The 25422-nt window shown below is 41.1% G+C and carries 26 protein-coding genes, 1 tRNA gene and 1 riboswitch; of the genes, 11 read left to right on the plus strand and 16 right to left on the minus strand.

Annotation, left to right across the window (positions count from 1 at the left end):
• A tRNA-Gly gene (locus WNY79_RS19310) sits at nt 1–73 on the minus strand.
• A gap of 105 nt (nt 74–178) precedes the next feature.
• Nucleotides 179–724 (minus strand): oligoribonuclease, encoded by a 546-nt coding sequence (gene orn, locus WNY79_RS19315; protein WP_004336052.1) that lies wholly within the window; start codon nt 722–724, stop codon nt 179–181.
• Nucleotides 725–845: 121 nt separating this feature from the next.
• Here orn and rsgA point away from each other — a divergent pair, with 121 nt between their 5' ends.
• Entirely contained in the window at nt 846–1904 is a 1059-nt protein-coding gene (gene rsgA, locus WNY79_RS19320) for a small ribosomal subunit biogenesis GTPase RsgA (protein ID WP_024606370.1), read from the plus strand.
• 15 nt (nt 1905–1919) lie between these two features.
• A complete protein-coding gene (asd, locus tag WNY79_RS19325) occupies nt 1920–2786 on the plus strand; it encodes an archaetidylserine decarboxylase (RefSeq protein ID WP_024606371.1) in 867 nt (288 codons plus the stop codon).
• 147 nt (nt 2787–2933) lie between these two features.
• On the opposite strand, the gene WNY79_RS19330 is transcribed toward asd, so the two are convergent.
• From WNY79_RS19330 to WNY79_RS19365, 8 genes are all read right to left on the minus strand, one after another.
• Nucleotides 2934–3683: a HesA/MoeB/ThiF family protein gene (locus WNY79_RS19330; RefSeq protein ID WP_197184576.1), complete on the minus strand. Its 750-nt coding sequence runs from the start codon at nt 3681–3683 to the stop codon at nt 2934–2936.
• 35 nt (nt 3684–3718) lie between these two features.
• Nucleotides 3719–5254: a thiamine phosphate synthase gene (gene thiE, locus WNY79_RS19335; RefSeq protein WP_342876659.1), complete on the minus strand. Its 1536-nt coding sequence runs from the start codon at nt 5252–5254 to the stop codon at nt 3719–3721.
• A gap of 10 nt (nt 5255–5264) precedes the next feature.
• The gene (locus WNY79_RS19340) at nt 5265–6056 is read right to left on the minus strand and encodes a thiazole synthase (RefSeq protein ID WP_010555272.1); all 792 of its coding nucleotides are present in this window, start codon (nt 6054–6056) and stop codon (nt 5265–5267) included.
• A gap of 5 nt (nt 6057–6061) precedes the next feature.
• Nucleotides 6062–6256, minus strand: a complete 195-nt coding sequence (thiS, locus tag WNY79_RS19345; protein WP_024606375.1) for a sulfur carrier protein ThiS — start codon at nt 6254–6256, stop codon at nt 6062–6064.
• A gap of 7 nt (nt 6257–6263) precedes the next feature.
• Nucleotides 6264–7274 (minus strand): FAD-dependent oxidoreductase, encoded by a 1011-nt coding sequence (locus WNY79_RS19350; RefSeq protein WP_342876660.1) that lies wholly within the window; start codon nt 7272–7274, stop codon nt 6264–6266.
• Nucleotides 7275–7387: 113 nt separating this feature from the next.
• Entirely contained in the window at nt 7388–9340 is a 1953-nt protein-coding gene (gene thiC, locus WNY79_RS19355; protein WP_170071667.1) for a phosphomethylpyrimidine synthase ThiC, read from the minus strand.
• Between the two features lie 142 nt (nt 9341–9482).
• A riboswitch (TPP riboswitch) is annotated at nt 9483–9597 on the minus strand.
• A gap of 107 nt (nt 9598–9704) precedes the next feature.
• Nucleotides 9705–10103 (minus strand): META domain-containing protein, encoded by a 399-nt coding sequence (locus WNY79_RS19360; RefSeq protein ID WP_010555269.1) that lies wholly within the window; start codon nt 10101–10103, stop codon nt 9705–9707.
• A 126-nt stretch (nt 10104–10229) separates the two neighbouring features.
• Nucleotides 10230–10628 (minus strand): acyl-CoA thioesterase, encoded by a 399-nt coding sequence (locus WNY79_RS19365; protein ID WP_182681684.1) that lies wholly within the window; start codon nt 10626–10628, stop codon nt 10230–10232.
• Between the two features lie 84 nt (nt 10629–10712).
• On the opposite strand from WNY79_RS19365, the gene WNY79_RS19370 reads away from it, so the two are divergent.
• A complete protein-coding gene (locus tag WNY79_RS19370) occupies nt 10713–12830 on the plus strand; it encodes a TonB-dependent receptor (protein ID WP_342876661.1) in 2118 nt (705 codons plus the stop codon).
• Nucleotides 12831–13209: 379 nt separating this feature from the next.
• Here WNY79_RS19370 and epmA read toward each other — a convergent pair whose 3' ends face one another.
• Both epmA and efp read right to left on the minus strand, forming a co-directional pair.
• Nucleotides 13210–14184 carry an elongation factor P--(R)-beta-lysine ligase gene (epmA, locus tag WNY79_RS19375; RefSeq protein WP_342876662.1) on the minus strand — a complete coding sequence of 325 codons (975 nt, stop codon included), beginning with the start codon at nt 14182–14184 and terminating at the stop codon, nt 13210–13212.
• Between the two features lie 56 nt (nt 14185–14240).
• The gene (efp, locus tag WNY79_RS19380; protein ID WP_024596699.1) at nt 14241–14807 is read right to left on the minus strand and encodes an elongation factor P; all 567 of its coding nucleotides are present in this window, start codon (nt 14805–14807) and stop codon (nt 14241–14243) included.
• A gap of 41 nt (nt 14808–14848) precedes the next feature.
• On the opposite strand from efp, the gene epmB reads away from it, so the two are divergent.
• Complete coding sequence (gene epmB, locus WNY79_RS19385; protein WP_342876671.1) at nt 14849–15862, plus strand: EF-P beta-lysylation protein EpmB; 1014 nt, start codon at nt 14849–14851, stop codon at nt 15860–15862.
• An 8-nt stretch (nt 15863–15870) separates the two neighbouring features.
• Here epmB and WNY79_RS19390 read toward each other — a convergent pair whose 3' ends face one another.
• Complete coding sequence (locus WNY79_RS19390; RefSeq protein ID WP_024600329.1) at nt 15871–16080, minus strand: hypothetical protein; 210 nt, start codon at nt 16078–16080, stop codon at nt 15871–15873.
• A gap of 82 nt (nt 16081–16162) precedes the next feature.
• On the opposite strand from WNY79_RS19390, the gene WNY79_RS19395 reads away from it, so the two are divergent.
• Entirely contained in the window at nt 16163–16453 is a 291-nt protein-coding gene (locus WNY79_RS19395; protein ID WP_076923732.1) for a prephenate dehydrogenase, read from the plus strand.
• 50 nt (nt 16454–16503) lie between these two features.
• On the opposite strand, the gene WNY79_RS19400 is transcribed toward WNY79_RS19395, so the two are convergent.
• Nucleotides 16504–16995: a DUF3016 domain-containing protein gene (locus WNY79_RS19400; protein WP_197184570.1), complete on the minus strand. Its 492-nt coding sequence runs from the start codon at nt 16993–16995 to the stop codon at nt 16504–16506.
• A gap of 281 nt (nt 16996–17276) precedes the next feature.
• Here WNY79_RS19400 and galE point away from each other — a divergent pair, with 281 nt between their 5' ends.
• Nucleotides 17277–18293: a UDP-glucose 4-epimerase GalE gene (galE, locus tag WNY79_RS19405; protein ID WP_024600327.1), complete on the plus strand. Its 1017-nt coding sequence runs from the start codon at nt 17277–17279 to the stop codon at nt 18291–18293.
• Between the two features lie 423 nt (nt 18294–18716).
• Here the strand turns inward: galE and WNY79_RS19410 are convergent, their stop codons facing one another.
• Together WNY79_RS19410 and WNY79_RS19415 are read right to left on the minus strand one after the other, a co-directional pair.
• The gene (locus WNY79_RS19410; protein ID WP_007585050.1) at nt 18717–19397 is read right to left on the minus strand and encodes a Fe2+-dependent dioxygenase; all 681 of its coding nucleotides are present in this window, start codon (nt 19395–19397) and stop codon (nt 18717–18719) included.
• A gap of 77 nt (nt 19398–19474) precedes the next feature.
• Complete coding sequence (locus WNY79_RS19415; protein ID WP_342876663.1) at nt 19475–21655, minus strand: TonB-dependent siderophore receptor; 2181 nt, start codon at nt 21653–21655, stop codon at nt 19475–19477.
• Nucleotides 21656–21872: 217 nt separating this feature from the next.
• Here WNY79_RS19415 and WNY79_RS19420 point away from each other — a divergent pair, with 217 nt between their 5' ends.
• The 5 genes from WNY79_RS19420 to WNY79_RS19440 are packed head-to-tail and all read left to right on the plus strand — an operon-like array spanning nt 21873 to nt 25411.
• Nucleotides 21873–22646: a DUF3450 family protein gene (locus tag WNY79_RS19420; RefSeq protein ID WP_342876664.1), complete on the plus strand. Its 774-nt coding sequence runs from the start codon at nt 21873–21875 to the stop codon at nt 22644–22646.
• Nucleotides 22646–23971, plus strand: coding sequence for a MotA/TolQ/ExbB proton channel family protein (locus WNY79_RS19425; protein WP_342876665.1), 1326 nt, complete (start codon nt 22646–22648; stop codon nt 23969–23971). The genes WNY79_RS19420 and WNY79_RS19425 overlap by 1 nt, the downstream gene beginning before the upstream one ends.
• Entirely contained in the window at nt 23964–24344 is a 381-nt protein-coding gene (locus WNY79_RS19430; RefSeq protein WP_002960812.1) for a MotA/TolQ/ExbB proton channel family protein, read from the plus strand. Before WNY79_RS19425 ends, WNY79_RS19430 begins: the two co-directional genes overlap by 8 nt.
• Nucleotides 24345–24348: 4 nt before the next feature.
• Entirely contained in the window at nt 24349–24753 is a 405-nt protein-coding gene (locus WNY79_RS19435) for a biopolymer transporter ExbD (RefSeq protein ID WP_010555259.1), read from the plus strand.
• 1 nt (nt 24754) lies between these two features.
• The gene (locus tag WNY79_RS19440; protein WP_294121432.1) at nt 24755–25411 is read left to right on the plus strand and encodes an energy transducer TonB; all 657 of its coding nucleotides are present in this window, start codon (nt 24755–24757) and stop codon (nt 25409–25411) included.
• The last annotated feature ends 11 nt before the right edge of the window (nt 25412–25422 follow it).

Genomic DNA, 25422 nt, shown 5'->3' on the forward strand with positions numbered 1-25422 from the left:
AGCGGTACACGAGGCTCGAACTCGTGACCTCGACCTTGGCAAGGTCGCGCTCTACCAACTGAGCTAGTACCGCATTTATTGATGGTAATTCAATCACTCAAACACACTAACCCCGCGTGGGTTATCGTCTTGAGCGGGGCAGGATTCTACAATAATCCGATGTGTTTGCAAGTGTTTTTTACAAATTAAAGAAATTTTCTCTATAGACTTTTAATTCCATAATCGAATCTTTAATATCATCCAGAGCAAGATGCGATCCTTTTTTGTTCACTTTTGCAAGAACTTCTGGTTTCCAGCGACGTGCTAATTCTTTAATAGTACTTACGTCAAGATTTCGGTAATGGAAAAAATCTTCAAGCTCGCGCATATATTTATTCATAAAGCGGCGATCTTGCCCAATTGAATTACCACACATTGGTGATACACCCGCAGGCACCCACTGTTTTAAAAAATCTAAAGTTTGTGCAACGGCATACTCTTCATCGAAAGTACTTGCTTTACAGCGCGCTGTTAAACCTGACTTTCCATGCTGAGTAGTACACCACTCGTCCATACCATTTAGTAATTCATCACTTTGATGAATAGCGATAGTTGGCCCTTCGGCTAATATATTCAAGTCTGCGTCAGTGACAACCGTCGCAATTTCGAGTATTTTATCGGTCTCTGGTTCGAGCCCTGTCATTTCAAGATCGAGCCAAATTAAATTTGATTTATTAATAGTCATAATTACCTAAGCGGTGCTTTCCTTTAGATCCAACGCATTTCGATATATCATATTAGCATCAACCGTCGAGCTAAAGCTTTTTTTAGGAAAAGCGACATTTAACTAAGGTTATAGGCCTCCAGTGGCAAAACAAAAAAAATTAAGTAAAGGCCAATCGCGTCAGATCAAGGCCAATCACCAAAAGCGCATTAATAGCGCAGACTCAAGACCGGCTAAAAAAGGGGCGCAAGAATGGCAAACCGATAACTTAGGTCAGGTCGAGAGCGCAATTGTGATCAGTCGTTTTGGCCAGCACGCCGATGTAGAAACTGAAAATGGCGATGTACTTCGCTGTAATATACGCCGTACCGTGTCTAATTTAGTATGTGGTGATGAAGTATTGTTTCGCCGTGCCAAAGTAAGTGAAGGCGATTTAGCCGGTGTAATTGAAGCCACGCAAGAGCGTCGTTCGCAACTTACCCGCCCTGACTTTTACGACGGTGTAAAAGTTATTGCAGCAAACATTGACCAAATATTAATGGTATCAGCTGTATTACCCGAGTTTACCCCTAGTATTATCGACCGTTATTTAATAGCCTGTGAAGATATGGGTATTGAGCCAATTTTAGTGCTCAATAAAACCGATTTAATTGACGAAGCAGGCCTTAGCGAAATACAAAAAGTTCTCGATATCTATCGTAAACTTGATTACCAAGTACTCCTTGTTAGTAATATATCAGGCGATGGTATTGATAAATTAAAAGAAGTACTTGTTGATAAAAATAATATTTTTGTTGGCCAAAGTGGTGTGGGGAAATCAACCCTCGTTAATACTGTATTGCCTAACGCTGAAATATTAACTAAAGAAGTATCTGAAAACAGCGGCTTAGGCCAGCACACAACAACAGTTTCGCGACTACACCATTTACCAAGTGGCGGTAACCTAATCGACTCGCCAGGAATTCGTGAATTTGGATTATGGCATTTAGATGTTGAGCGTGTAACGTGGTGTTTTAAAGAGTTTAGAGAATTTATAGGCGGGTGCCGCTTTAGAGACTGTAAACATTTAAACGATCCGGGTTGCATAGTTAAAGAAGCTGTAGCCGATGGCAGAATTTCTCAATTGCGCTTTGACAGCTACCACCGAATTTTAGAAACAATGGCCGATGGCCGTGCAGGCGCCCGTGCGCCTCGCGTATAATTTAGGATAAATACTGTGAGTTTAGACAAATTTAAAATCGCAATGCAGTACGCAATGCCAAAACATTTTATTTCACGCGTAGTAGGTAAATTAGCTGCTGCAAAAGCGGGCGCTTTAACAACTACTTTAATTAAACTATTTATTAAGCAATACAAAGTAGACATGAGCGAAGCGCAATACCCAGATCCGGCTCATTATAAAAGCTTTAATGAATTTTTTACTCGTCCTTTAAAAGACGGCATGCGCCCAATGGTAGAAGATAGCAATATCATCACTCAGCCAGTGGATGGCGCAATCAGCCAGCTAGGCGATATTGTTGACGGACAGCTAATACAAGCTAAAGGTCACGATTACAGCTTACAAGCGCTACTAGGCGGCTCACAAGATGACACAACACCATTTTTAGGCGGTAAGTTTGCCACTATTTATTTAGCGCCTAAAGATTACCACCGTATTCATATGCCAATTGATGGCACCCTAAGCAAAATGGTTTACGTGCCAGGAGACTTATTTTCAGTAAATCCACTTACAGCGCAAAACGTGCCTAACTTGTTTGCACGTAACGAACGTGTGGTAGCAATTTTTGAAACTGAAATTGGTCCGCTTGCAATGGTACTTGTTGGCGCAACAATTGTAGCCAGCATAGAAACTATTTGGGCCGGTACTGTCACGCCACCAGCAGGTAGCGATGTATTTAGTTGGAAATACCCAACCACTGGCGATAATGCCATCACGCTTAAAAAAGGTGAAGAAATGGGCCGCTTTAAATTAGGCTCTACTGTGGTACTTGCATGGGGTGCTGATAAAGCGGAAATACTGGACGATCAATTACCTGAAGTGGTTACTCGCTTAGGTACTGCGTTTGCAAAAATTAACGACTAAAGTCAATCGTTAATTAGAAATCAAAAAACCGCGTTTATTTAAACGCGGTTTTTTAATTTTGTAGACCTAGAGCTTGCTCACGTTAAAAGCGTCAGTTTTTGGTTTCTTAACGCCACATGTAATAACAGGCACAAGCCCCTCAAAAACCTATTTACCACACTCTTTACACTCTAAATCTTTAATCACTTTAAAGTGCTGTTGTTTTAAAGTAAGCGCATGAAAGGTTATAAACACACCCCCCTCTGCATGCCCCAGCAATAAATTGAGCGTAAGTTGCGCCTGCATAGAGCCTATTACACCAAGTAGCGGGCTGATAACCCCTGCGTTACTGCAATTTATAACGGGTGTAGCTTCGCTTTGTGGAAAAACACAGCCATAACACGGGCTATTACTTTGCCTAAAGTCAAAGCCCATTAACTGCCCTTTAGTTGCGAGTGCAGCACCAGAAATTAACGGTGTTTTATTAGCAATACAATAACGATTAACACAATAGCGAGTGCTAAAGTTATCAGAGCAATCAAGTACTATGTCAGCCCCTTTTAGCATGTAAGTTGCGTTACTCTCATCTAACTTTTGGCAATGCGTTACTATTTCTATTTGATTATTAAGACTCGCTAATACTTTACCTGCGGCGGCGACCTTGTTTTGCCCTAAGTGATTTATTTTATAAAGCACTTGGCGCTGTAAATTTGAAAGCTCAACCTCGTCATCGTCAATTAAAATAAGCGTTCCAATACCCGCCGCAGCTAAATACAAAAGTGCTGGGCTACCTAACCCGCCTGCCCCAACAACCGCAACCGTTGAAGTTTTAAGCGTTAATTGCCCTTCAAGCCCTACTTCTTCAAGCAATAAATGGCGGCTGTATCGTAGGGTTTCTTTATCGCTTAGCTCATTCACTTTTACTGACCATATTAAGATTAGCCTTGTTAGTATTAATGTGCACTGCTTATGGCCACTTGCAGAGCGCTTATAGCCTCTACGTAATTATCAGCCTCGGTAATCGCACGCACTACGGCAACACTGCCTACGCCGGTTTTAGTTACCTGCTCAGCACGGCTTAAATCTATACCACCTATTGCTACTGTTGGATAACTTTGCATAAGTGGTACAAACTTAATGAGCTTTTCAAGACCTTGTATTTGACCTGTCATGTCTTTTGTTGTGGTTGGGTAAATAGCACCAAATGCCATGTAACTAGGGCGATAATTATGCGCACGCAGCATTTCATAAAAACCATGAGTCGAAAGCCCAAGCCTTAACCCAGCGTCTTTAATTGCTGCCAAATTAGCAATCTCTAAATCCTCTTGCCCTAAATGCACACCATACGCACCATGTTTAATAGCTAACTGCCAGTAGTCGTTTATAAATACCTGTGCGTTGTATTGCTTGCCCAGCTCAACAGCTTGCTTAATGAGCCCATCAAGCTCGTCTTGCGTTTTATTTTTAACACGTAACTGCGCTGTTTTAATGCCTTGTTGTAGGCACTTTTCTAACCAATCGGTACTATCTACAACTGCATATAAGCCAAGCGACTTACTTTCGCACGTTGCAAAATCAGCAGCCATATTAAAATCAAGCGGCACATCAAAATCGAGTTCATCACCAAGCCAGCTACCTGGCTCAATCACTTGTGGGTAATCTGCTAAATTAGTGGGAAATGAAGTCTGAGCAACCGGTCCAATTCCCTCGCCGTAGCGTACAGACTGTTTTAGCCCTTGGTTTATATATGCTTTAGCTAAAATAAAGGCGTCTTTTAATGGGTAGTCTTTAGCTAAACACGCAGCTATTACCGAAGCCATGCTACATCCGGTGCCGTGGTTATGCGGTGTTTGTATTTTTTGATTACCAAGCCAATACTCTTCACCATTTTGCGTAAAATTATTTACACAATAATCAATGCAATAACCACTTGGGTAATCCCAATGCCCGCCTTTAATAACAACGGCTTTTGCACCCCAGCTTAATAGCTTATTAGCCGCTTCTTTTATTGCCGCAGGGCCAATTAAATACACACCGGTTAATAACTGTGTTTCGTGGGTGTTTGGGGTTATTACATCCACCAGCGGCAGTAAACATTCTTTAATTGCGCTTACCGTATCTTCTTCTGTTAGTAAGTCACCGCTTGAGGCAATCGCAACAGGGTCATATACAATAACGGGAGGCACTGGCCACTTAGCTTTATAATGACTTATATGTTCACTGATTAACTGAATTTGCTGCACGTTAGCTAACATACCAATTTTTATCACTTTGGCTTTCATGTCTTTTTCAAGCGCTAGTAACTGCGATTCAATAATATCGGTAGACACTGCATTAATAGCCTCCACACCTAAACTATTTTGCGCAGTAAGCGCTGTAATTGCCGTGCAGCCATGCACACCAAAACTTTGCATTGCTTTTATATCAGCTTGAATGCCTGCACCGCCGCCAGAGTCAGAGCCGGCAATTGTCCATACTACGTTATTCATATTTTTTCCTTCACTGCTGATGCCAAAATGGCATCCCCATTGTAGGGGTTGATGGGGCTGCTACGTCTTTTTCCGGCATCGCTTTTGCTTTGTATGCAAAGCGCCCCGCTTCAACTGCGGCTTTAAATGCGCGGCTCATAGTAATTGGGCAACCCGCCCCTGCAATGGCTGAATTTAATAATACCGCATCATACCCCATTTCGAGTGCTTGGCAGGCATGCGATGGCAAACCTAAACCTGCATCTACTATTAATGTGGTATCGGGTAAGCGCTCTCGAATAGTTTTTAAATTATAGCTATTTAACAAGCCTTTACCTGTGCCTATTGGCGCCCCCCACGGCATAAGCACCTCACACCCCAGCTCATTTAAGCGCTGGCAAAGTACTAAGTCATCGGTGCAATAAGGCAATACTTTAAAGCCATCATTAATTAATATTTTTGTCGCTTCAAGTAGTGCAAAAGGGTCAGGCTGTAAATTGTAATCATCGCCAATCAGCTCTAGCTTTATCCAATCGGTGGCAAATACCTCTCGACACATTTTTGCAAGCGTTATGGCCTCTTTAACACTATGGCATCCTGCAGTGTTAGGCAGTATTTTTAAACCGGTGTTTTTTATTAACTGCCAAAAGTCATCACCTGCCGCTGCACTTTGTTGGCGCCTAAGCGACACGGTTACAATTTCAGCTCCAGAGGCGACTATTGATTGGGTCATAATATCGGGCGACGGATAAAGCGCAGAGCCTATTAACAAACGACTCTTAATTTGCTCTCCATAAATAGTTAAACAGTCTTTCGTTTGCATGAGCTTTATCCGCCTTGAATGGGCGACAGCAACTCAACACTGTCGCCTTCATTAAGTACATAGTTACTGTGCTGACTTTGTGGAATAAATTCGCTATTAACAGCAACAGCAAAAGGCGCGGCTGCACCAAAACTTTGAAGTACCTCAACAAGCGCTTTGCTATTCACATTAAGTAGCTCGCCATTAATTGTAATGTTCATTTTATTCTCACTCTATTCGTGAAACTGCTTGCGCCACTAATGCCGGCGCCAACATATAACCATGTCGATATAAGCCGTTAATGCTAATTACATTACCAACTTGTGATACTTCTGGGCGGTTATCGCTAAATGCGGGGCGTAATCCGGTTTGAATATTAAGTAGTCGTGCTTCGGCAAACCCGCTATGTACGGTATAAGCGGCTGAAAGTAATTCAAGGGTTGAGCGCACTGTTGCCGCGCCGCTGTCTTGCGATTCGATTTCGGTCGCACCAATTACATATTCATTATTGGGTTTAGGCGCTATATAAATTGGATAACGCGGGTGCATTAAACGCACGGGCCTGATTAAACTTACCTCTGGTGCGTATAACCTTGCTACTTCGCCGCGCACACCTCTAAGCGGTTTATCAACTTGAGTATTTTTAGCACCAAGCCCACGGCAATCAATAATGTAATCGAATGGTCGATTATTTATTTTGTTGTCGCTAATGGTTACGCGCTGATTAAATACAAACTTTACTTTGCGTTTGTTGAGCTGTGCAAAGCTGGCTTTATAAAATGCTTGGTTATCTATTTGCCCCTCGCAGGGTAAAAATAAGCCTTGATTAAAGCGCCCTGCAAGTTCAGGTTCAAGCATTGTAATTTGCTGAGCATTTATATGCTCGGCAGTATGATCAGCTAGCGGTTTTATACGCTGTGCAAAGCTTTGTAAATCGCCTTTGTCCTGTTGGTGCGCAATGACCAAAGTGCCTTGCTGCTGAAAAAAAACCTCACTTTCAAGTTCTGCAATAATGCTGGGCCAGCGCTTCATTGAATCAAGACCCATTAAAGCTAAATCAGCCTCGCACAAAACCGACTCAGCAAGCGGGGCAAGCATTGCTGCTGCCACTTTACCTGCGCTATTTTGTGTATGCTCATCGTCTGCTTCAAAAACAGTGACATAGTGCTGTTTACTTAATTCAAGCGCAGCTAAGCGCCCAGCTAAACCAAAACCCACCACCGCAATGTTATAAGACATGAAAACCTCCAAAAGCAGTTATTAGTAGGTGCGAATTCACTCGCACTTCTTCAACTTTTAAAAAAGCGAGGTATAACACCTCACCTACGTCTGCATCTCTTGCAATAATTGTTTTATACCGCTTTGTGGTAAATCTCTGAGCCTGTTTGCTTAAACTCAGCTGATTTAGCTTTCATCTCGGCTTCTACATCAACCATTTTGATTTCAATAGCCTCGCCAGCATCATTTGGATCAATACCGCGTGTTTCTAAATCTTTAGCGTAATCGCGTACTTCTTGGCTAATTTTCATAGAGCAAAATTTAGGACCACACATAGAGCAAAAGTGAGCTACTTTGCCTGATTCTTGCGGCAAGGTTTCATCGTGATATTCACGAGCACGGTCAGGGTCTAAACCAATATTAAATTGGTCATGCCATCTAAACTCAAAGCGTGCTTTTGATAAGGCGTTATCGCGCTCTTGCGCGCCTGGGTGCCCTTTTGCTAAATCAGCGGCATGCGCTGCAATTTTGTAGGTAATTAAGCCTTCTTTAACATCTTCTTTATTTGGCAGACCTAAATGCTCTTTAGGTGTTACATAACACAGCATTGCACAGCCGTACCATGCTATTTGAGCCGCCCCAATACCTGAGGTAATATGGTCATACCCTGGTGCAATATCAGTCGTTAGCGGGCCTAATGTATAAAATGGCGCTTCGTCGCAATGCTTTAATTGCTCATCCATATTGGCTTTAATCATGTGCATTGGTACATGACCAGGGCCTTCAATAAATACCTGTACATCGTGCTTCCACGCAATTTTAGTCAGTTCACCTAATGTGCGTAGCTCACTAAACTGCGCCTCATCGTTAGCATCAGCAATAGAGCCTGGGCGAAGTCCATCACCCAATGAAAAACACACATCGTATTGTTTTAAAATTTCGCAAATGTCTTCAAAGTGCGTGTATAAAAAATTTTCTTTATGATGCGCCAAACACCACTTAGCCATAATTGAGCCACCGCGCGATACAATACCGGTCACGCGTTTAGCCGTCATTGGTACGTAACGAAGTAATACACCCGCGTGAATAGTAAAGTAATCAACGCCCTGCTCGGCTTGCTCTATAAGCGTATCGCGGAAAATTTCCCACGTTAAATCCTCAGCCACACCGTTTACTTTTTCAAGCGCTTGATAAATCGGTACTGTGCCAATAGGGACAGGCGAGTTACGTACAACCCATTCGCGCGTTTCGTGAATGTAACGCCCCGTTGATAAGTCCATCACGGTGTCTGCACCCCAGCGGGTAGACCACACCATTTTTTCTACTTCTTCTTCAATAGATGAGCTGACCGATGAGTTACCAATGTTGGCGTTAACTTTTACTAAAAAGTTACGACCTACAATCATAGGCTCTGTTTCTGGATGGTTTATATTATTTGGTAAAATAGCGCGACCACGGGCTATTTCGTCGCGTACAAATTCTGGGGTAATAAATTCAGGAATACTCGCACCAAACGACTCGCCTTTATGCTGAGCGGCTAGTAATTCTTTACGAATTTCTGCACGTCCCATATTTTCGCGAACGGCTACGTATTCCATTTCAGGAGTTATAATCCCTTGGCGTGCGTAGTGCATTTGCGTTACGTTTTTACCCGCGATACCACGGCGAATTTTTGGAAGGTGATCAAACCGAATATGATCCAGTCCTTCATCTGCCATGCGCTGCTGCGAAAACTGTGACGTCACTGACTCTAAAACCTCGGTGTCACCACGGTTTTCAATCCATTGCTCACGAAATTTTGGTAAGCCTTTGCGTACATCAAGTTCAAAATTAGGATCTGTATAAGGACCCGACGTATCGTAAACACGTAGCGGATCATTTGACTCATAAACAGGGTTTTCATCTGTGCCGCCAATAAACGTATCACTTAATGTGATTTCACGCATACCAACGCGCACGCCAGGCTGGATACCTTCAACGTATACTTTATGAGAATTTGGGAACGGTTGACCCGTTAAGTTATAAATATATTCAGACGCGGCAGCACGAGTTTCTCGGCGTGACGCTTTATTTGTAGTATTTGACATGACTTACCTCATTGCTTAAGGGTTGTCTTGTCAGATATTCCGAGGAATAGAGAAAGATCGTAAAGTAGCGTACATGCTACTTTGCAGCCTAAAAAAACAAAATCACTTTATTGTGCGCATAAAAAAAGACGCACAAGCGTCCTGATTTAGGCAGCTTGTTCCCTACGCAGGTATTAACCTGATCAGGTTCACGGATCCCGCTTTCGCGATCTCAGCCACAAACTAATTACTTAGCTTTGGCACTCCGACAAGTATTGATATATAAATTCTGTTCATTGATTTGAAGGTATTACCCAACAAATCTGCACTGAGTGTACGTCAGTTAAAAACTGCCCGCAAGGGGCTGTTTTTCAAAAACTTAAAATTATTTAGGGATAAACACAAATGTTTGCTCGCCTTGCATGACTAATTGCTGGTCTTGCATTTTAAGCTCGGCACCTTGCTTTAAGGCTTGCAATAGCTGCTGCTCAAACTCATCAAGGTCTTCGCCGCACGACTTGCGCGTCATTCCTAATTTACTTACGGTAAGGTTACTTTCTTCAAGCGAGCCCTCACCAAAAAATTTGTTACAGCCAGCAAAACCGTTTACTTGCAGTGCCTCAATAAAGCTCATTGATGCATTAAACGAAGGTGGAATTGCTAAACCATCAACACGTGATAATTGCCATTGGGTGTATTTAAGCTGCTCACTGGTAACCGTCCCTGTTGATGCGCAACCAACACATAAACCGACTATAAGCATCGGTATTGCTGCTAATTTCATGCTACTACTAACTAATTGTCTAATTAATATAATTGTAACAATATTTATGCCCTTTATCCGTTAAAAATGCATGTTTTAAATGTAAATTTTTGTTCTATGATAGTTTAAAAGTTATACAATTAAGCACTAAGTTGTAGTTTTGAATACGTTATCTATTTGCTCTGGTAAAAACGGCCTACCTTTTTCATTAACGGACGTTCCTATAACCAGTGCATTGAGCATTACTTTTTCATCGTTTTTACGTATAACCGTTTGCTTAAACGCAAATTTTAAACGACTAATACGCTGCGGCTCTACAGCCACATAAAATTCATCCCCAGGTAATAGTGAATGTTTATAGTCCATTTCGCTGCGCATCACGACTAGGTTAATTTTATCTTTCGCTAATTGAGCAAAATCAATACCGTGTGCGTACAAAAATTCATGGCGAGCATGCTCTAAATAATTAAAATAAACACTGTTATTTACGATACCTTGTAAGTCACATTCGTAATCACGTACTTTGAAGTCAACTTTAAAGGTCATATTAGTAATCCTGATTATTTAACGTATAATTGCCGCGTTTATAGCACATGTGTTTAAATAATTGCTACCATACGAGTCCCTAAAATGGAGTTAAGTAACCCAATGAACTTACGTTTGTCTTTAATTACTGCCGCACTTTTACCGCTGCTTGGTGCACCAATTGCAGCTAACGCTGATGATAGCGACCTAGAAAGAATTGTTGTAACCGGCGATTTTCAGCGCGAAAGCATTCAAACTTTAAGCGCGAGTGCGAGCTTATTCAGCGAAGATGAAATTAATCAACGTGGTGCAAGTTATTTAGACGAAATGTTAGGCAGTGCCGCCAATGTAAATTTTGCATCTGGTGCGTCGCGTGGTCGTTACATCCAAATTCGTGGCGTGGGACTTCGCTCACAATTTGTAGACCCTATTAATCCATCTGTAGGCTTAGTAATTGATGGCATTAACTATTCTGGTCTTGGTGGCAGCTCATTATTATTTGATATAGACCAAGTAGAAATTTATCGTGGCCCACAAGGTACACGCTTTGGCGCAGACGGTATGGCCGGTATGATCCAAATGGGTTCAGCTAAAGCCACGAGCGATCCAAGTTTAAAATTACAAGTAGGTGCTGGCACATACAACACACGTGAAGCAGGCATTGCAGCAAGCACAGGCTTAACAGATGACACTAGCGCACGCGTTAGCTACTTTCGCAGAAAGTCAGACGGTTACGTAGATAACTTGTATTTAAATGACGAAACACAAAATCAAGACGAGCAAGTAGCGCGTTTTAAATTAAACAGCCAGCTAACAGAGCATTTAAATACTGAGTTAAATCTTCATTATATTGATATAAACAACGGCTACGATGCGTTTACGCTTGATAACAGCCGCAATAGTGTTGCCGATGAGCCAGGGCAAGATAATCAACAAAGCTACGCAATCGGTGTTAATAATACTTACACGGGTTTTGACGCTTTTGATGTAAATCTAAACCTCTCGGCTATCGATACCGAATTACTTTACAGCTTTGACGAAGACTGGGTATGTAACGATACAAGTGAGCCAAAGTTATGTGCTGCAGGCTTACATCCAGATGGATACAGCTCAACCGATCTTTACAGCCGGGATCGCGACGACCAGTCTGTAGATTTACAGTTTAATTCTAAAACAGGTAACTGGGTTGCGGGTATTTATTACCAAAACCGTGACGTTGACTTAGAGCGCCAATACACATGGCTAGCAAGCCCATTTTCTTCAACTTACGAAACGAGTAACGTTGCTGTATATGGTCAAGTAGCAACTCCAATTGGTCCTAAAACAACATTAATTACAGGTTTACGTGTAGAGCAATACCAAGGCGACTACACCGATAGCAATGGCTTTATACAAGATACTGACGACGTAATGGTTGGCGGTAAAATAGCGCTTGAGTATCAAGTAATTGATCGTACGATGATCTACACCAGTATCACGCGTGGCTACAAAGCTGGCGGTATTAACTCAGAAGCACTAGCTAAAGCGAAAGATGAAGGCTTAAACCTAAGCGCTGATTTTTTCCAGCAACACACCAGTTTTGACCCTGAATATTTATGGAGCGGCGAATTTGGTGTTAAAGGCTCATCGCTTGATGACAAATTTACACTTCGCTTAGCTGCATTTTACATGCACCGCGACGATATTCAGTTAAAAGCATGGCAAGTAGAAGGCCAGCAATTTACCGGTTATGTTGATAACGCAAGTTCTGGTAGCAACTACGGACTAGAAGTTGAGGGTAGTTACCAACTAACCGATAACCTGTTTTTAACAGGCAGTGCTGGTTACTTAAATACTGAAATAGACGACTTTGTAACACAATCAGGCTTAAACCAAGACGGTCGTGAGCAAGCGCAGTCACCTAAATACCAGTATGCGTTTACTGCACGTTACAACTTTACTAACGCATTTTACGGCATGGTGGGTATTGAAGGTAAAGACGATTACTACTTCTCTGATAGCCACAACTCACAAGCACCAAGCAGCAACTTAGTTAATTTAAGCTTTGGCTACGAAGCAGACATGTGGGCAGTTCGCGCATGGGCTCGTAACGTGTTTGATGAAACGCTCCCTACACGTGGCTTTGAGTTTGGTAACGATCCACAAGATGGTTACCAAACGCATACCTATACACAACTCGGTGAGCCTCGTGTAGCAGGTGTTACGTTTACGCTTAATCTGTAAGGTATAACAGTTGGCTTTCAACTAAAAGCTTTCAGCAAGCAATAAAAAACACCGCGTTTAAATTAAACGCGGTGTTTTTATATAAGAAGTAAAAGTTTGTTGTAGACGTAGAGCTTGCTCACGTGAGAAGCGCTGCTTCTAATTACTTTAAACTAACCAAATAAAAAGACCTTAAAGCTTCGCTTTAACGCGTCAGCAAGCTGCACGCCTACAGGTCAAGCATCACGCTCTTTGCATATCAAATAAGTAACAATAAAACATGTGGTAGACGTAGAGCTTGCTCAAGTAAGAAGCGCTAAGCATAAACGACATATAATCGAACAGCTTTTTAAAGCTTCGCTTTAACGCGCCAGCAAGCTGTGCGCCTACAGGTCAAGCATCACGCTCTTTGCACATCAAACGCAATTACGTCTTTAATTTTCTCTTTGTTTGTTGCGAGCATTACCAACCTATCAATCCCCATTGCAACACCAGCGCACTGTGGTAATCCATGCTCCAGCGCCTTAATTAAACGCGTATCCATTGGCACTTGCTTTAAACCATTTTCTGCGCGGTATGCATTATCTTCATTAAAACGTTTAGCTTGCTCGCTGGCATTTGTGAGTTCGTTAAAGCCATTCGCTAGCTCCATATTTTTATAATAAAGCTCAAAGCGCCCTGCTACACGTGTATCGTGTTCACAAATTTGAGCAAGTGCCGCTTGAGAAGCTGGAAAATGATACACAAAACATGGCTTAGCCTGCCCTATTGTTGGCTCTACTTTCATACAAAATAATAATTGCAGTAAGGTATCTTTATGCGTTTCATTTTGGGCTATATCAGCAAACCCCTGCTCACAAGCAAGCTGCCTTAATTGCTCTATATTTGCGGTTAGCGGGTCAAGTCCGAGTGCTTGTTCAAACGCTTGCTGATAGGTAAGTCTAGTTGCAGGCTCGACACCTAAAACAAGCTGCATAAGCTCATCCATTTCATCCATAAGTGCAAATTCATCAAAACCTGGGCGATACCATTCCAGCATAGTAAATTCAGGATTGTGATGACTACCCGCTTCTTCATTTCTAAATGCTTTACAAAGCTGAAAAATAGCGCCTGAGCCTCCTGCTAACAAACGTTTCATGGCAAACTCTGGAGAAGTTTGTAAAAATAAAGGAAGCCCACCAGCATGCCCTGGACCTACAAATGTGGTATTAAAACTAGCTAAGTGCACATCGGTTACACTGGCAGCACTTAAGCTTGGCGTTTCTACTTCTAAAACATCACGTGCATAAAAAAATTCACGAATGCTACGTAATATCGCTGCGCGTTGCTTTAGTGTTTCAATGCTTGCGCTTGGGGCCCAAAGATCTGCTGACATATTTTCTCCAAAAAAAATCCCAGCGTAAGCTGGGATTTTATAAACAATGTTAAAGCTTACTTAACACGGCTTACGTATTCACCGTTACGAGTGTCTACTTTAATTACTTCGCCAATTTGTACGAATAATGGAACTCGTACTACAGCACCTGTGCTAAGCGTTGCTGGTTTACCACCAGTACCCGCTGTATCGCCTTTAAGGCCAGGATCTGTTTCAGTGATCTCAAGCTCAACAAAGTTAGGTGGAGTAACAGCAATTGGGCTGCCGTTCCATAATGTAATTGTACATAAGTCATTTTCAACTAACCATTTAACTGCATCGCCTAGTGCTTTTTCGTCAGCAGCAATTTGCTCAAATGTTTCGTTGTTCATGAAATGCCAAAATTCGCCGTCTGTGTATAGATACGCTAAATCAGTATCCATTACATCAGCACCTTCAACTGATTCACCCGATTTAAAGGTTTTTTCAAGCACCTTACCAGAGATAAGTTTACGGATACGAACACGGTTAAATGCCTGGCCTTTACCAGGTTTTACCATTTCATTTTCTAAGATACTGCAAGGCTCGCCGTCCATCATAATTTTTAGGCCGCCCTTGAACTCGTTGGTGCTATAATTCGCCATCGTTTCCTCTATTTATATTTTTTCGAGTAATCTACATGCCAATGATACAAAGAAATGAAGCAAATTTGCATAAAAACTGGCAAAAAGAATTAGCAAATGTAGTTACCTGCCCAAAAACCTTGCTTGAAATGGTCGGTTTATCGAGCCAAGTCCATGAAAACGACCTAAAAGCCCGTAGTTTATTTCCGGTACGCGTGCCTATCCCTTTTATAAAAAAAATACGTCAAGGCGATCCAAACGATCCTCTTTTGCTACAAGTTATGCCACGCCACCAAGAGTTTTTGACTAAATCGGGTTTTAATAAAGATCCTCTACTTGAGCAAGATAACGACCAACCTGGCCTTTTACATAAGTATAAATCACGTGTTTTAGTGATGTTTAAAACCGGTTGTGCTGTAAATTGTCGTTATTGCTTTAGAAGGCATTTTCCGTATCAAGAAAATCAGCTCAATAAAAAAAGCCTGCTAGAAACACTGAGCTATATAAAATCAGATAGCAATATAAACGAAGTGATTTTAAGTGGTGGCGATCCACTCATGGCCAAAGACGATGCAATAAGCTGGTTTTTAGATGAACTTGAGCAATTACCACAAATTAAACGAATGCGAATTCATAGCCGTTTACCAGTAGTTATACCTGCGCGAGTGACCGATGAGTTATGTGAACGATTAGCAAAATCGCCATTAAAAATTATTTTTATTAATCACATAAACCACGCAAACGAAATAGACGCTGATTTTAAAGCCGCTATGCAAAAGCTTAAACAAGCAAACGTAACGCTTCTAAACCAAGCTGTAATTTTAAAAGATGTGAATGATACGCTCGATGCACAAATAAATTTAAGCGAAGCGTTATTTGACGCAGACGTATTACCGTATTATTTGTATTTGCTAGATAAAGTTGAAGGGGCCAGCCACTTTGATATTAATGAAGCGCAAGCAATTGAAATAATGGCAGAGCTATTAAAAGCTCTGCCTGGATTTTTAGTGCCTAAATTAGTAAGAGAAATCGGTGGTCAAAAAAGTAAAACACCTATCGACCTTAAGCTAATTTAAAACAGCATTTAAACATATATATTTACGTTGTTACCCAGTGATGCAGTCGCCGATTTAGCCGGCGTTTGCGCACTTGACGATTGCGCTGCACCTTCAATAAGTGCAAGCGCCGCAGCGCCATCAGCTAATTGCTGCTTTTTAGATAAAGCAGCAGTGTAAAGCTCGCTGCCTTGGCCTGAACCAGACATAGCTGGTAAATTTCCACCTGATATATTCATAATTATAAGCCTTAATCAACCTGACTTTTAAATGTAATCCACGTATTATGTCGGCCATGCAGCACAAAGCTTTAGGAAAACCATGGATTCTATTATTGAACAACTCAACACTAACTTAAAAATTGTTTATCGTCAGGCACTTGATGCCGATAAAAAATTAGACGAATTACAACAACAAGGCCATGGCAAATTTAAAGCCTTATTTACTGCCGATTCAGGCTTTAATTTTGAAGCAAAACGCTTTAAGCCTTATGTTCTTGATGTAGCCGCTGACGTAGAAAGCTTATCTAACGATGGTTTTGATGAAGAAAAGCTTAAAACAACCGTTATTAAGTTACAGCAAATACTAACGCTGTTAGCTACTTTTAAGTAATGTAATCAGCTTAAAAAAATGCCGCTATTTAGCGGCATTACTATTTTAAGTTAATCTAAACTTGGTAATATTTGTTCACCAAACCACTCTGTTAGTAAGCGTTTTTCGTAATAGAATGATTCGTCGCGGCCCATTTTAATTTTATCCATAAAGCCCATATCTTTAAGCTCCACATCAGTATCTTTACTTAGCACCGTACCGTCGTTATCGGTTAACGAATAATCTAGCTTAATGCGTGGAAAATAAATGGGTTTCACTACACGAATTTCATCCATACCGCCATAACGCACATCACCCGCTAAATCTAAATCAGTAAACTCTACGTTTAATTTATAATCTTTTGGCAATTGTTCGGCTAGCTTAGCCATATGCTTTTCGAAACTTGCTGCCACACTTTTGTGATATGAGCTCTTAGTTTGATTTGACGCTCGCACATCACGATAATCATTAAAGTCATGCCATTTAACAACAGACTCGCCCGCATGGGCAAGTGCAGGCAATGCGATACACATTGTTGCTGCTATTTTTTTAACTAAATTCATATCTTTCTCCAAAGAGGTAGACCAATCACAAAGGTGTAGATTGGAATAAACCTAGCATTAGCTATTACTACATCCAGTTTAGCACTTGTTTATTAACTATAACTTAATCTTACGTATAAAGTGTTACTTATAGCGAGCGAAATGTAATCAAAGTTATTAATATTAATTCATATAAATATCATGATTTACTATAAATAATAAAAGTCACAGATAAAGCATGTAAACCATCTCAATTTATGGTGAAATTAGCTTAATTGATAAAAGGTACCCACGGAGCTTTCATGACTATTTTAGTAACCGGTGGCGCAGGCTATATTGGCTCGCACACTGTTTTAGAACTTTTACAGCAAGGTAACGATGTTGTTGTTATTGATAATTTAAGTAACTCATCACAAGAATCACTTGCGCGCGTAAAGAATATTACAGGCAAAGAAGCCACTTTTTACCAAGGCGATATTCTCGATAAACCCTTTTTAGACTCTGTATTTGCAAAACACACAGTTGATAGTGTTATACATTTTGCAGGTTTAAAATCAGTGGGCGAGTCGGTTGCAAAGCCTGTTGAGTACTATCAAAACAATGTACAAGGTACGCTTACGCTTGTTGATGCAATGCGCGACGCAGGCGTATTTAAGTTAGTGTTTAGCTCGTCAGCCACGGTATACGGCGACCCTGCAAGCTTACCAATTAAAGAAGACTTCCCTGTAGGTGGTACTACTAACCCTTACGGCACATCTAAATTAATGGTTGAGATGATGCTGCAAGATATCGCTAAATCAGATGAGCGCTTTGCGTTTGCTATTTTGCGTTACTTTAACCCAGTGGGTGCACATGAGTCGGGCTTAATTGGTGAAGATCCTAATGGTATCCCAAATAACCTTTTACCGTTTATCGCACAAGTAGCTGTAGGTAAATTAAAGCAACTCGCTGTATTTGGTGATGACTACGACACAGTTGATGGCACAGGCGTGCGCGACTACATTCACGTTGTAGATTTAGCTATTGGGCATTTAAAAGCGCTTAATAAAATTGCCAGCAGCACAGGTGCATTAGTTTATAACCTAGGTACTGGTAATGGGTATTCTGTACTACAAATGGTTAATGCATTTATTAAAGCAAGCGATCAGGCTGTGCCCTATCAGGTTTCACCTCGCCGCCCTGGTGATATTGCAGCGTGTTATGCCGCACCAGAAAAAGCACTTAATGAACTTGGCTGGGAAGCAGTACGCGGTATTGATGAAATGATGCAAGATACGTGGCGTTGGCAGTCAAATAACCCTAACGGTTATAAAGGTTAATTAAAACAAGCTTCGCCTTTAAAATAAGTGCGCGGTATCGAGCCGCGCATACCGAGTATCTTAAATACCGAATTCAATTTATGGCTGCGTCCTAGGAGTAGAGCTTGCTCACGCGAAAAGCGCAGCTTTTAATATTCAAACTGATTGTTACCTACTTTTGACTTTTCTAAAGCGCAGCGACCTCTTAACCTCTTTGTGAATAAATCACTTAAAATCTTATTTCACTAAGAGGAGTAAATGAGAAGAGACCAAAGCATATAAATTACGAGCTTCGCTCGTCACGCTAGCAAGCTGGGCGTCTACAAGTAATTTAACCACAGCGTTAAATTTTGACTGTAGGCATGAAGCTTGCTCACGCGAAAAGCGCAGCTTTTAATTACTTATATTTAATTACTCATATCTAATATCTAACAAAAATATTTTTTATGTCTGCGCCCACTGTCTTAGCAAGTTATGATAAACCCCTGTTAATTGAATAATCTCTGGGCTATCTTCTACTTTGCTGCGCAAACTTTGAATCGACATATCTAAATCAAAGAGTAAACCACGTTTTTCGTCGCTGTTTACCATGCTCTGTAACCAAAAAAATGAGGCTAATCTGCGCCCACTCGTTACAGGCATTACACGATGTAAACTCGTTGAAGGGTACAACACCATACTGCCTGCGGGCAGCTTTACACTATGTGAGCCATAAGTGTCTTCAATAACAAGTTCACCGCCCTCATAATCTTCGGGGTCATTAATAAATAACGTCATTGATACATCTGTACGGATTTTTACTGGCGTACCCGGTACTTGTCGAATTGCATTATCTACATGCACACCAAACGATTGCCCGCCTTGATAACAATTAAATAACGGAGGAAAAATTTTTGCAGGAAGCGCCGCCGACATAAACAAATTACTGCGCGCAAGTGCTGCCATTATAATGTCGCCAAGCTCTTGGCATTCAGGGCTATTTTCAGGTAGCTGTAAGTTATTTTTTGCTTTGGTTGATTGATGCCCTGCGGTAATACTGCCATCGGCCCACTGGGCTTTAAGCAAAACCTCATGACAATAAGCCACTTCTTCTTTCGTTAATAGCTCTGGAATTTTAACTAGCATGTGCGCCCTCTCACATTTTCATCAAATAATTAAGGGCAGAGTTAACTCTGCCCTTTTATGCCGTACTTATTTTACTCTTAGAAAGAGTAGCTCGCAGTTAAGCTAAACTTACGACCATCACCTGGTACAAAGTGTCCACCACCTAACTGGTCAACGTAATCTTTATCACCTAAGTTTTCACCATTAAACTGTAGGCTCAAATCTTTTGATATGTCATACGCAACCATCAGGTCAAAAATAGTATAACCTGGCGCACGAGAGCGTGTTGACGTAGTCCCGTTGTAACGCTCACCTACATATTGCGCACCTAAACCAAACGATAATTTATCCGACATATCGTACGTAGTCCAAACACTTGCGCTATTTTTAGGTGTACGTGCAAGCTCGTTACCAATTTGAGTTGCGTCGTCGCCTAATGCTTTAGTTACTTCGCTATCTTGGTAAGTGTATGAAGCAATTACAGTCCACTCTTTAGTAATTAAGCCTGTTGCTGAAAGCTCTAAACCTTGTACGCGCTGTTCACCACCGAGTATTTCATCACTTGAGCTATCTGCAAATGGGTCATCAGTACGGGCATTGGTTTTTTCAGTACGGAAAAGTGCAGCATTAGTTTGCAGGCGACCATCCATTAGGCTCCATTTAGTTCCTAATTCATAACTGCGGCTTTCTTCTGCGTCTAAATCAGCTGCATTTGAACGCGTAGATACCGTTAGCCCTTCAGCCGATGGGTTAAATGAATTACCTGCGCCTAAATATACACTGCCATTTTCTGCTGGTTTATAAACTACAGCTGCATTCCAGCTAAATAAATCGTCACTTGTAGAAATTAAAGCGCTTGGGTCATTGTAATCGTTATGGTAATCCGTAGTGAAGCTATCAAAGCGAATTCCGCCCGTAACTTCCCATTGCTTGTTAAGCGTTACTGTATCAAATGCATAAATAGCTTGGTTTTTAGCTTTAGCTTCAATGCTTGTACCGTCACGGCCGTACACACCCGTAAACGCAATTGTTGCGTCAGGGTTATATAAGTCGTTACGTATTTCATCTTCAATTAGGTTGTCTGGAGTTGTAGCGACTAATGCGTGACGTGTAAACGTTTCGTTTGCAAGTTCAACACCCACTACAACATCATGAGTAAAGCCAGCAAACTCATAGTTACCAATTAAATCAACTTGAAGTGCAGCAAGTGAATTTTCTGTATCACGTGTTTTTTCATCTGCAAAGGTAATATCAGTGTCGGTTGTAACCGAGAAATAACGCGGTGCAGTTGTTACTGATTCACGCTTAACTTTACCTAAACGACCTTGCACACGTAATGTAGTATTTTGAGAAAAATCATACTCATAACGAGCTGTTGTTGAGTAGGCTTCAATATCTTCGTAATCACGGTAAATATTACCGTAAAAGTTATCAAAATCGACAGGAGAAGGTGAGCGCGCGCTATCTGCAAGTTCAGCTACAGGCGTATCACTGTAAACCCAAGGAATACCGTAATCTGGTAAATTGTCTTGGCGTTGATACTCTAGGTTTAAATCAAAACGGCTGTTTGTACCAAGTCCTGTTGCAAATGCAAACGCAACAGCATTTGTTTCATTTTCAACATGGTCGCGACCTGCAACATCACCTTTATCAGTAAGAAGGTTTATACGTAGCGCGCTTGTATCGTTTACTTGAATGTTAGTATCAAAACGACCACGGTAATCGCTTTCTGTGCCTAAACGTAGCGAAACGTCGTTAAAGTTGTCTAACTTCGCCTTTTTACTTTCTAAATTAACACTACCACCTGTTGCGCCACGACCAGAAACTGCTGAGCCTGGGCCTTTTGCAACTTCAACGGCTTCAATGTTGTAAATATCACGTGTGTAACCTGCAACATCACGAATACCATCAACAAAAATATCATTTGTAGCACTAAAACCACGAATCGACATGCTATCGCCAGTAGGTGAGCCACCCTCACCTGCAGCTAAAGAAATACCTGAAACATTACGTAAAGCATCACGTAGGCTATCTACGTTTCTATCTTTCATTACCGCTTGGTTAATTACCGTTACAGTTTTAGCTGTATCGAGTAGCGGTTGAGTGTATTTATGCGACGTTGATTTTTCTACAACATAGCTAGACTCAGTTTTAGTTTCTGCTTTGGTTACCGATAGTTCTTGAACATCCTGTGCACTTGCCCAAGTTGAAAGCGTAGCTGTAACAACCGCTGCAATTGGCTTCACGTACGCATTTCCTTTATTCGATGGCTTACTCATGGTTACTCCGTAGTTTTTATTAAGCACTTAACTATTGTTAATTTAAGGTACATATTTAATTTCGGCGAAATCCTACCATTCAAACAATGCAATGTAAACGATAACTGTTATCAATTGCATTGCTATGTAAATTCCTATATTGTATACACACTCAAAAATTAACAGTAATTACGTCCTTGTAATTACTTGTCGTAACTTTCAGGATTGTTGTTAAGTAATGCGAAGCTTAATTAAACCAATTAGCGTAGTTATCGCGCTTTGTAGCACCATGGCAGTAAAAGCCGACACTGTTAGTGAGCTAGAACAACTCGTTAATAAATGGCTACAAATAGAAAATCAAAACACAGAATTAAATACTCATTGGCTTGAACAAAAAAGCAGTATGGAGCAAACCTTAACGCTTCTAAATGCCGAGCAACAGCAACTTAGCGAGCTTAATCAGCGTAGAAAAAAAAGCACCAGTGAGCTTGCCCAAAAACGCGAACAGCTTGTTACTAAGCAATCAGAACTTGAAAATGATCAACAGCAATTAAACGATCAACTAGCACATATTTCTCAGCAATTACTTTCATTACAAGTGCAATTACCCCCGCCACTTTTAAGTAGTTGGAAAAACGCAGGTGATTTAAGCGACTCACAACTCAGTACAACTGACAAATTACAAACAGCGCTAAAAATGCTGACCCTACTTAATGATTTTCAACAACGTATTTCTATTCACGAAATGGCTATTAAACACCCTGACGGGCAAGAAGTGTGGGTAAAGCAGCTTTACTTAGGTGCAGCTCAAGCATGGTTTGTAAGTGAAGATTTAAGTTACGTAGGTATTGGTTTTCCAAGTGACTTAGGTTGGCAGTGGGAATTTGACCCAAGCATTAATGCTGAGCAAGTTGCACTGGGTATTGCTGTACAGCAAAAAAAGCGCGCTGCTGATTGGGTAACACTCCCAATATTAAGTTATGTAAATAAAAACCAGCAAGGGGCTAAATAATGGCTACTAACAGCATAATTGCAGCATTTAGCGCCACAGTGTTACTTTTTAGTGCAAATATTTCTTTTGCAGCTAGCAGTGATGATGCTAAACAAAGTATTTTAAGTGATATTAAAACAGCGCAACGTACTCTAAATAAAACTCAAAATAGTATTTCAAAAGAGCAAGCTACCCTTGCAAAGCAAATTTTTACCAAGCAGCAATCGCTCAGTAAATTACGCGAACAAGCCGCCGTTAATCGCCGCCTAGCTGACGAAAACACATTAAGCCTTGATCAGTTACAAACCCGATTAGACACTTGGCAACAGCAGCAGCAATATCAATTAAACTTACTTAGCCGTTTTGTGCGCCAAAATACCAGCAATAGTGATAGCAGTAACGAGTCGACTAATAATCAAAACGAGTTATTAAGCCGCGTTATATCGCAAATTAATAATCAAGAACAGGCACTTTACCCACACTTTAATAAGCAATCGATTGTGCTCGGTAATGGCGAATTAAGCCAAGCTAGTACTCTTCAAGTAGGCCCTGTTGCATGGTTTAGTACGCAAACTCCTAAACTTATGGGCTTATTAAATTTGGATGATGAATCTAGTGCATTAAAAGTAGCGTTAGTGCAATCAACAAGTAACGATAACCCACTCGATAATACTTTAAATCAAAACGGTGCAGGCTCAACATTACTTACTTTTGATCCTAGTTTAACGCACTTAGTAACGAGCCAAGCTCAACAAGAAAGTCCGCTTGAACACTTAGAAAAAGGCGGCTTATGGGCTATCCCTATTATTTTGTTTGCCTGCTTTGCACTAACTATTGCGCTATTAAAAGCCGCACAACTACTGTGTTTAAGTAAAATTAAAATGCACTCTCAAATGCAATTACAGCAATTTTTTAAAGCTGAAAATAGCAGTGAATTTGCAGGTATGCAGCAGCAGTTATTTAACTTAACGCTGCAAAGCGAAAAAGGCCAAGTACGAGACGATCAATTATTTAATCAGTTAATTCACGATAAGCATAAACTCGATAACTTTATTGGCGCTATTGCCGTTACAGCTGCAGTAGCTCCACTACTTGGCTTGTTAGGTACTGTTAGCGGCATGATCGAAACATTTAAAATGATGACCTTGTTTGGCTCAGGCGACCCAGAAGTTGTATCGGGCGGTATCGCACAAGCCCTTATAACAACTGAATTGGGTTTAGTCGTGGCCATACCTGCTCTGGTATTAAATGCACTGCTATCGCGTAAAGCAAAAGCGTATTACAGCCAACTAGAAGGCTTTGCATTACAGCTAAGTCAACTAGAAAAAGGAGAAACCAATGTTTGAGAAAATCGTTAGTAACCCTATTTGCTGGTGTATTCTTTTACTCGCTTTATTTGTATACCAGTTAATTTTTCATGACTTACTGCACCTTAAACAATACCAAGCGCAGCGTAAAGGTTACTGGCAAGAGGTAAGCTCTATTTTAACTGCAGCGCTTCCGCTACTTGGTTTATTAGGCACTATTGTTGGTTTGCTTGATACATTTAAAGTAATGGCGCTGGGCCATAACGAGTTAATGAGTGACGCCATTGGTGATGCATTACTAACAACTCAATTGGGCCTTGTGTGCGCTATTCCTGCGTGGTTAATGCAAGCGTATTTAGCGTATTCGCAGCGTAACCCTAAGTTACATACGTTAAGTAAGCAGTTAGGGTAACACTATGCAATCACGTTTAAAGCACAAGCTAGAGCAAGAAGCGGGGCAACATATTGATATGTCGCCACTACTTGATGTGGTATTTATATTGCTAATATTTTTTATTGTTACAACCGTATTTGTACGCGAAAGCGGTGTTGAGGTTGATAAACCACAAGCCGTATCGGCCAGTCGTCTTGAGCAGCAAGTTATATTTTTAGCAATAACCGACTCTCAACAAGTATTTTTTGATGGTAGCCAAATTGGTGTTGCTGGCGTGCGTAGTAGTGTCGAGCAAATGTTAAAACAGCAACAACGCCCTGTAGTTATTCAAGCTGATAAAACGGTACCTACTGAGTTACTTGTTCAAGTAATTGACGAAGCAAAGCTGGCAGGCGCGGCGCAAGTTAACTTAGCGACCAAGCAATAATATGCACACGATTAACTCGCCTCAAAAAACAAAAAACAATCGCCATCCACTTTTTGCATTTGGCCTTAGCTTAATTGTACTTAGCGCCGCATTACTACTTTTATGGCTTGGGCAACTTGCAGAGCATCATATACAAGACAAAGTCGTTGTACGTGAGATTGCCATGGTGGCACTGCCACCGCCCCCTCCACCATCAATATCGCAACAGCAAACAAGTGAGCCAATGCAGAGCTTAGCGGTAGAAGGTGCAGGCGCGTCTATTCAAGCCGTAAAAATTAAGATCACCAGCAATTTAAGTATTGTAAAACCCGATACACCCAACGTAAAAGTAAACGCGCCACAATGGCAATCAATGAGTGTAAACTGGGATGCATTTAGCTTAAATCAACTCGATGGTCTCCCAACTTTGCTTACTCCTGTTAAGGCCGTTTTACCAAAAAGCTTAACCCGTCGAGGTGTTGATGTATTTACTGTAAAACTCGATGTATTTATTGATGAAAGTGGCAAGTTAAGTTTAATTGAGGTAGTACAAAATCCATACCCTGAACTTAAACCAGCTATCGACAAAATTATTAAACAAAGCCGCTTTAGTGCACCTAAAAAAGAAGGTGAAACCGTACGCGCTCGCTTTATTTGGCCAATCGAATTTAAACCTTAAGCCTATTAAAA

This window comes from Pseudoalteromonas sp. AS84 (genome assembly GCF_038900255.1).
Lineage (GTDB): Bacteria > Pseudomonadota > Gammaproteobacteria > Enterobacterales > Alteromonadaceae > Pseudoalteromonas.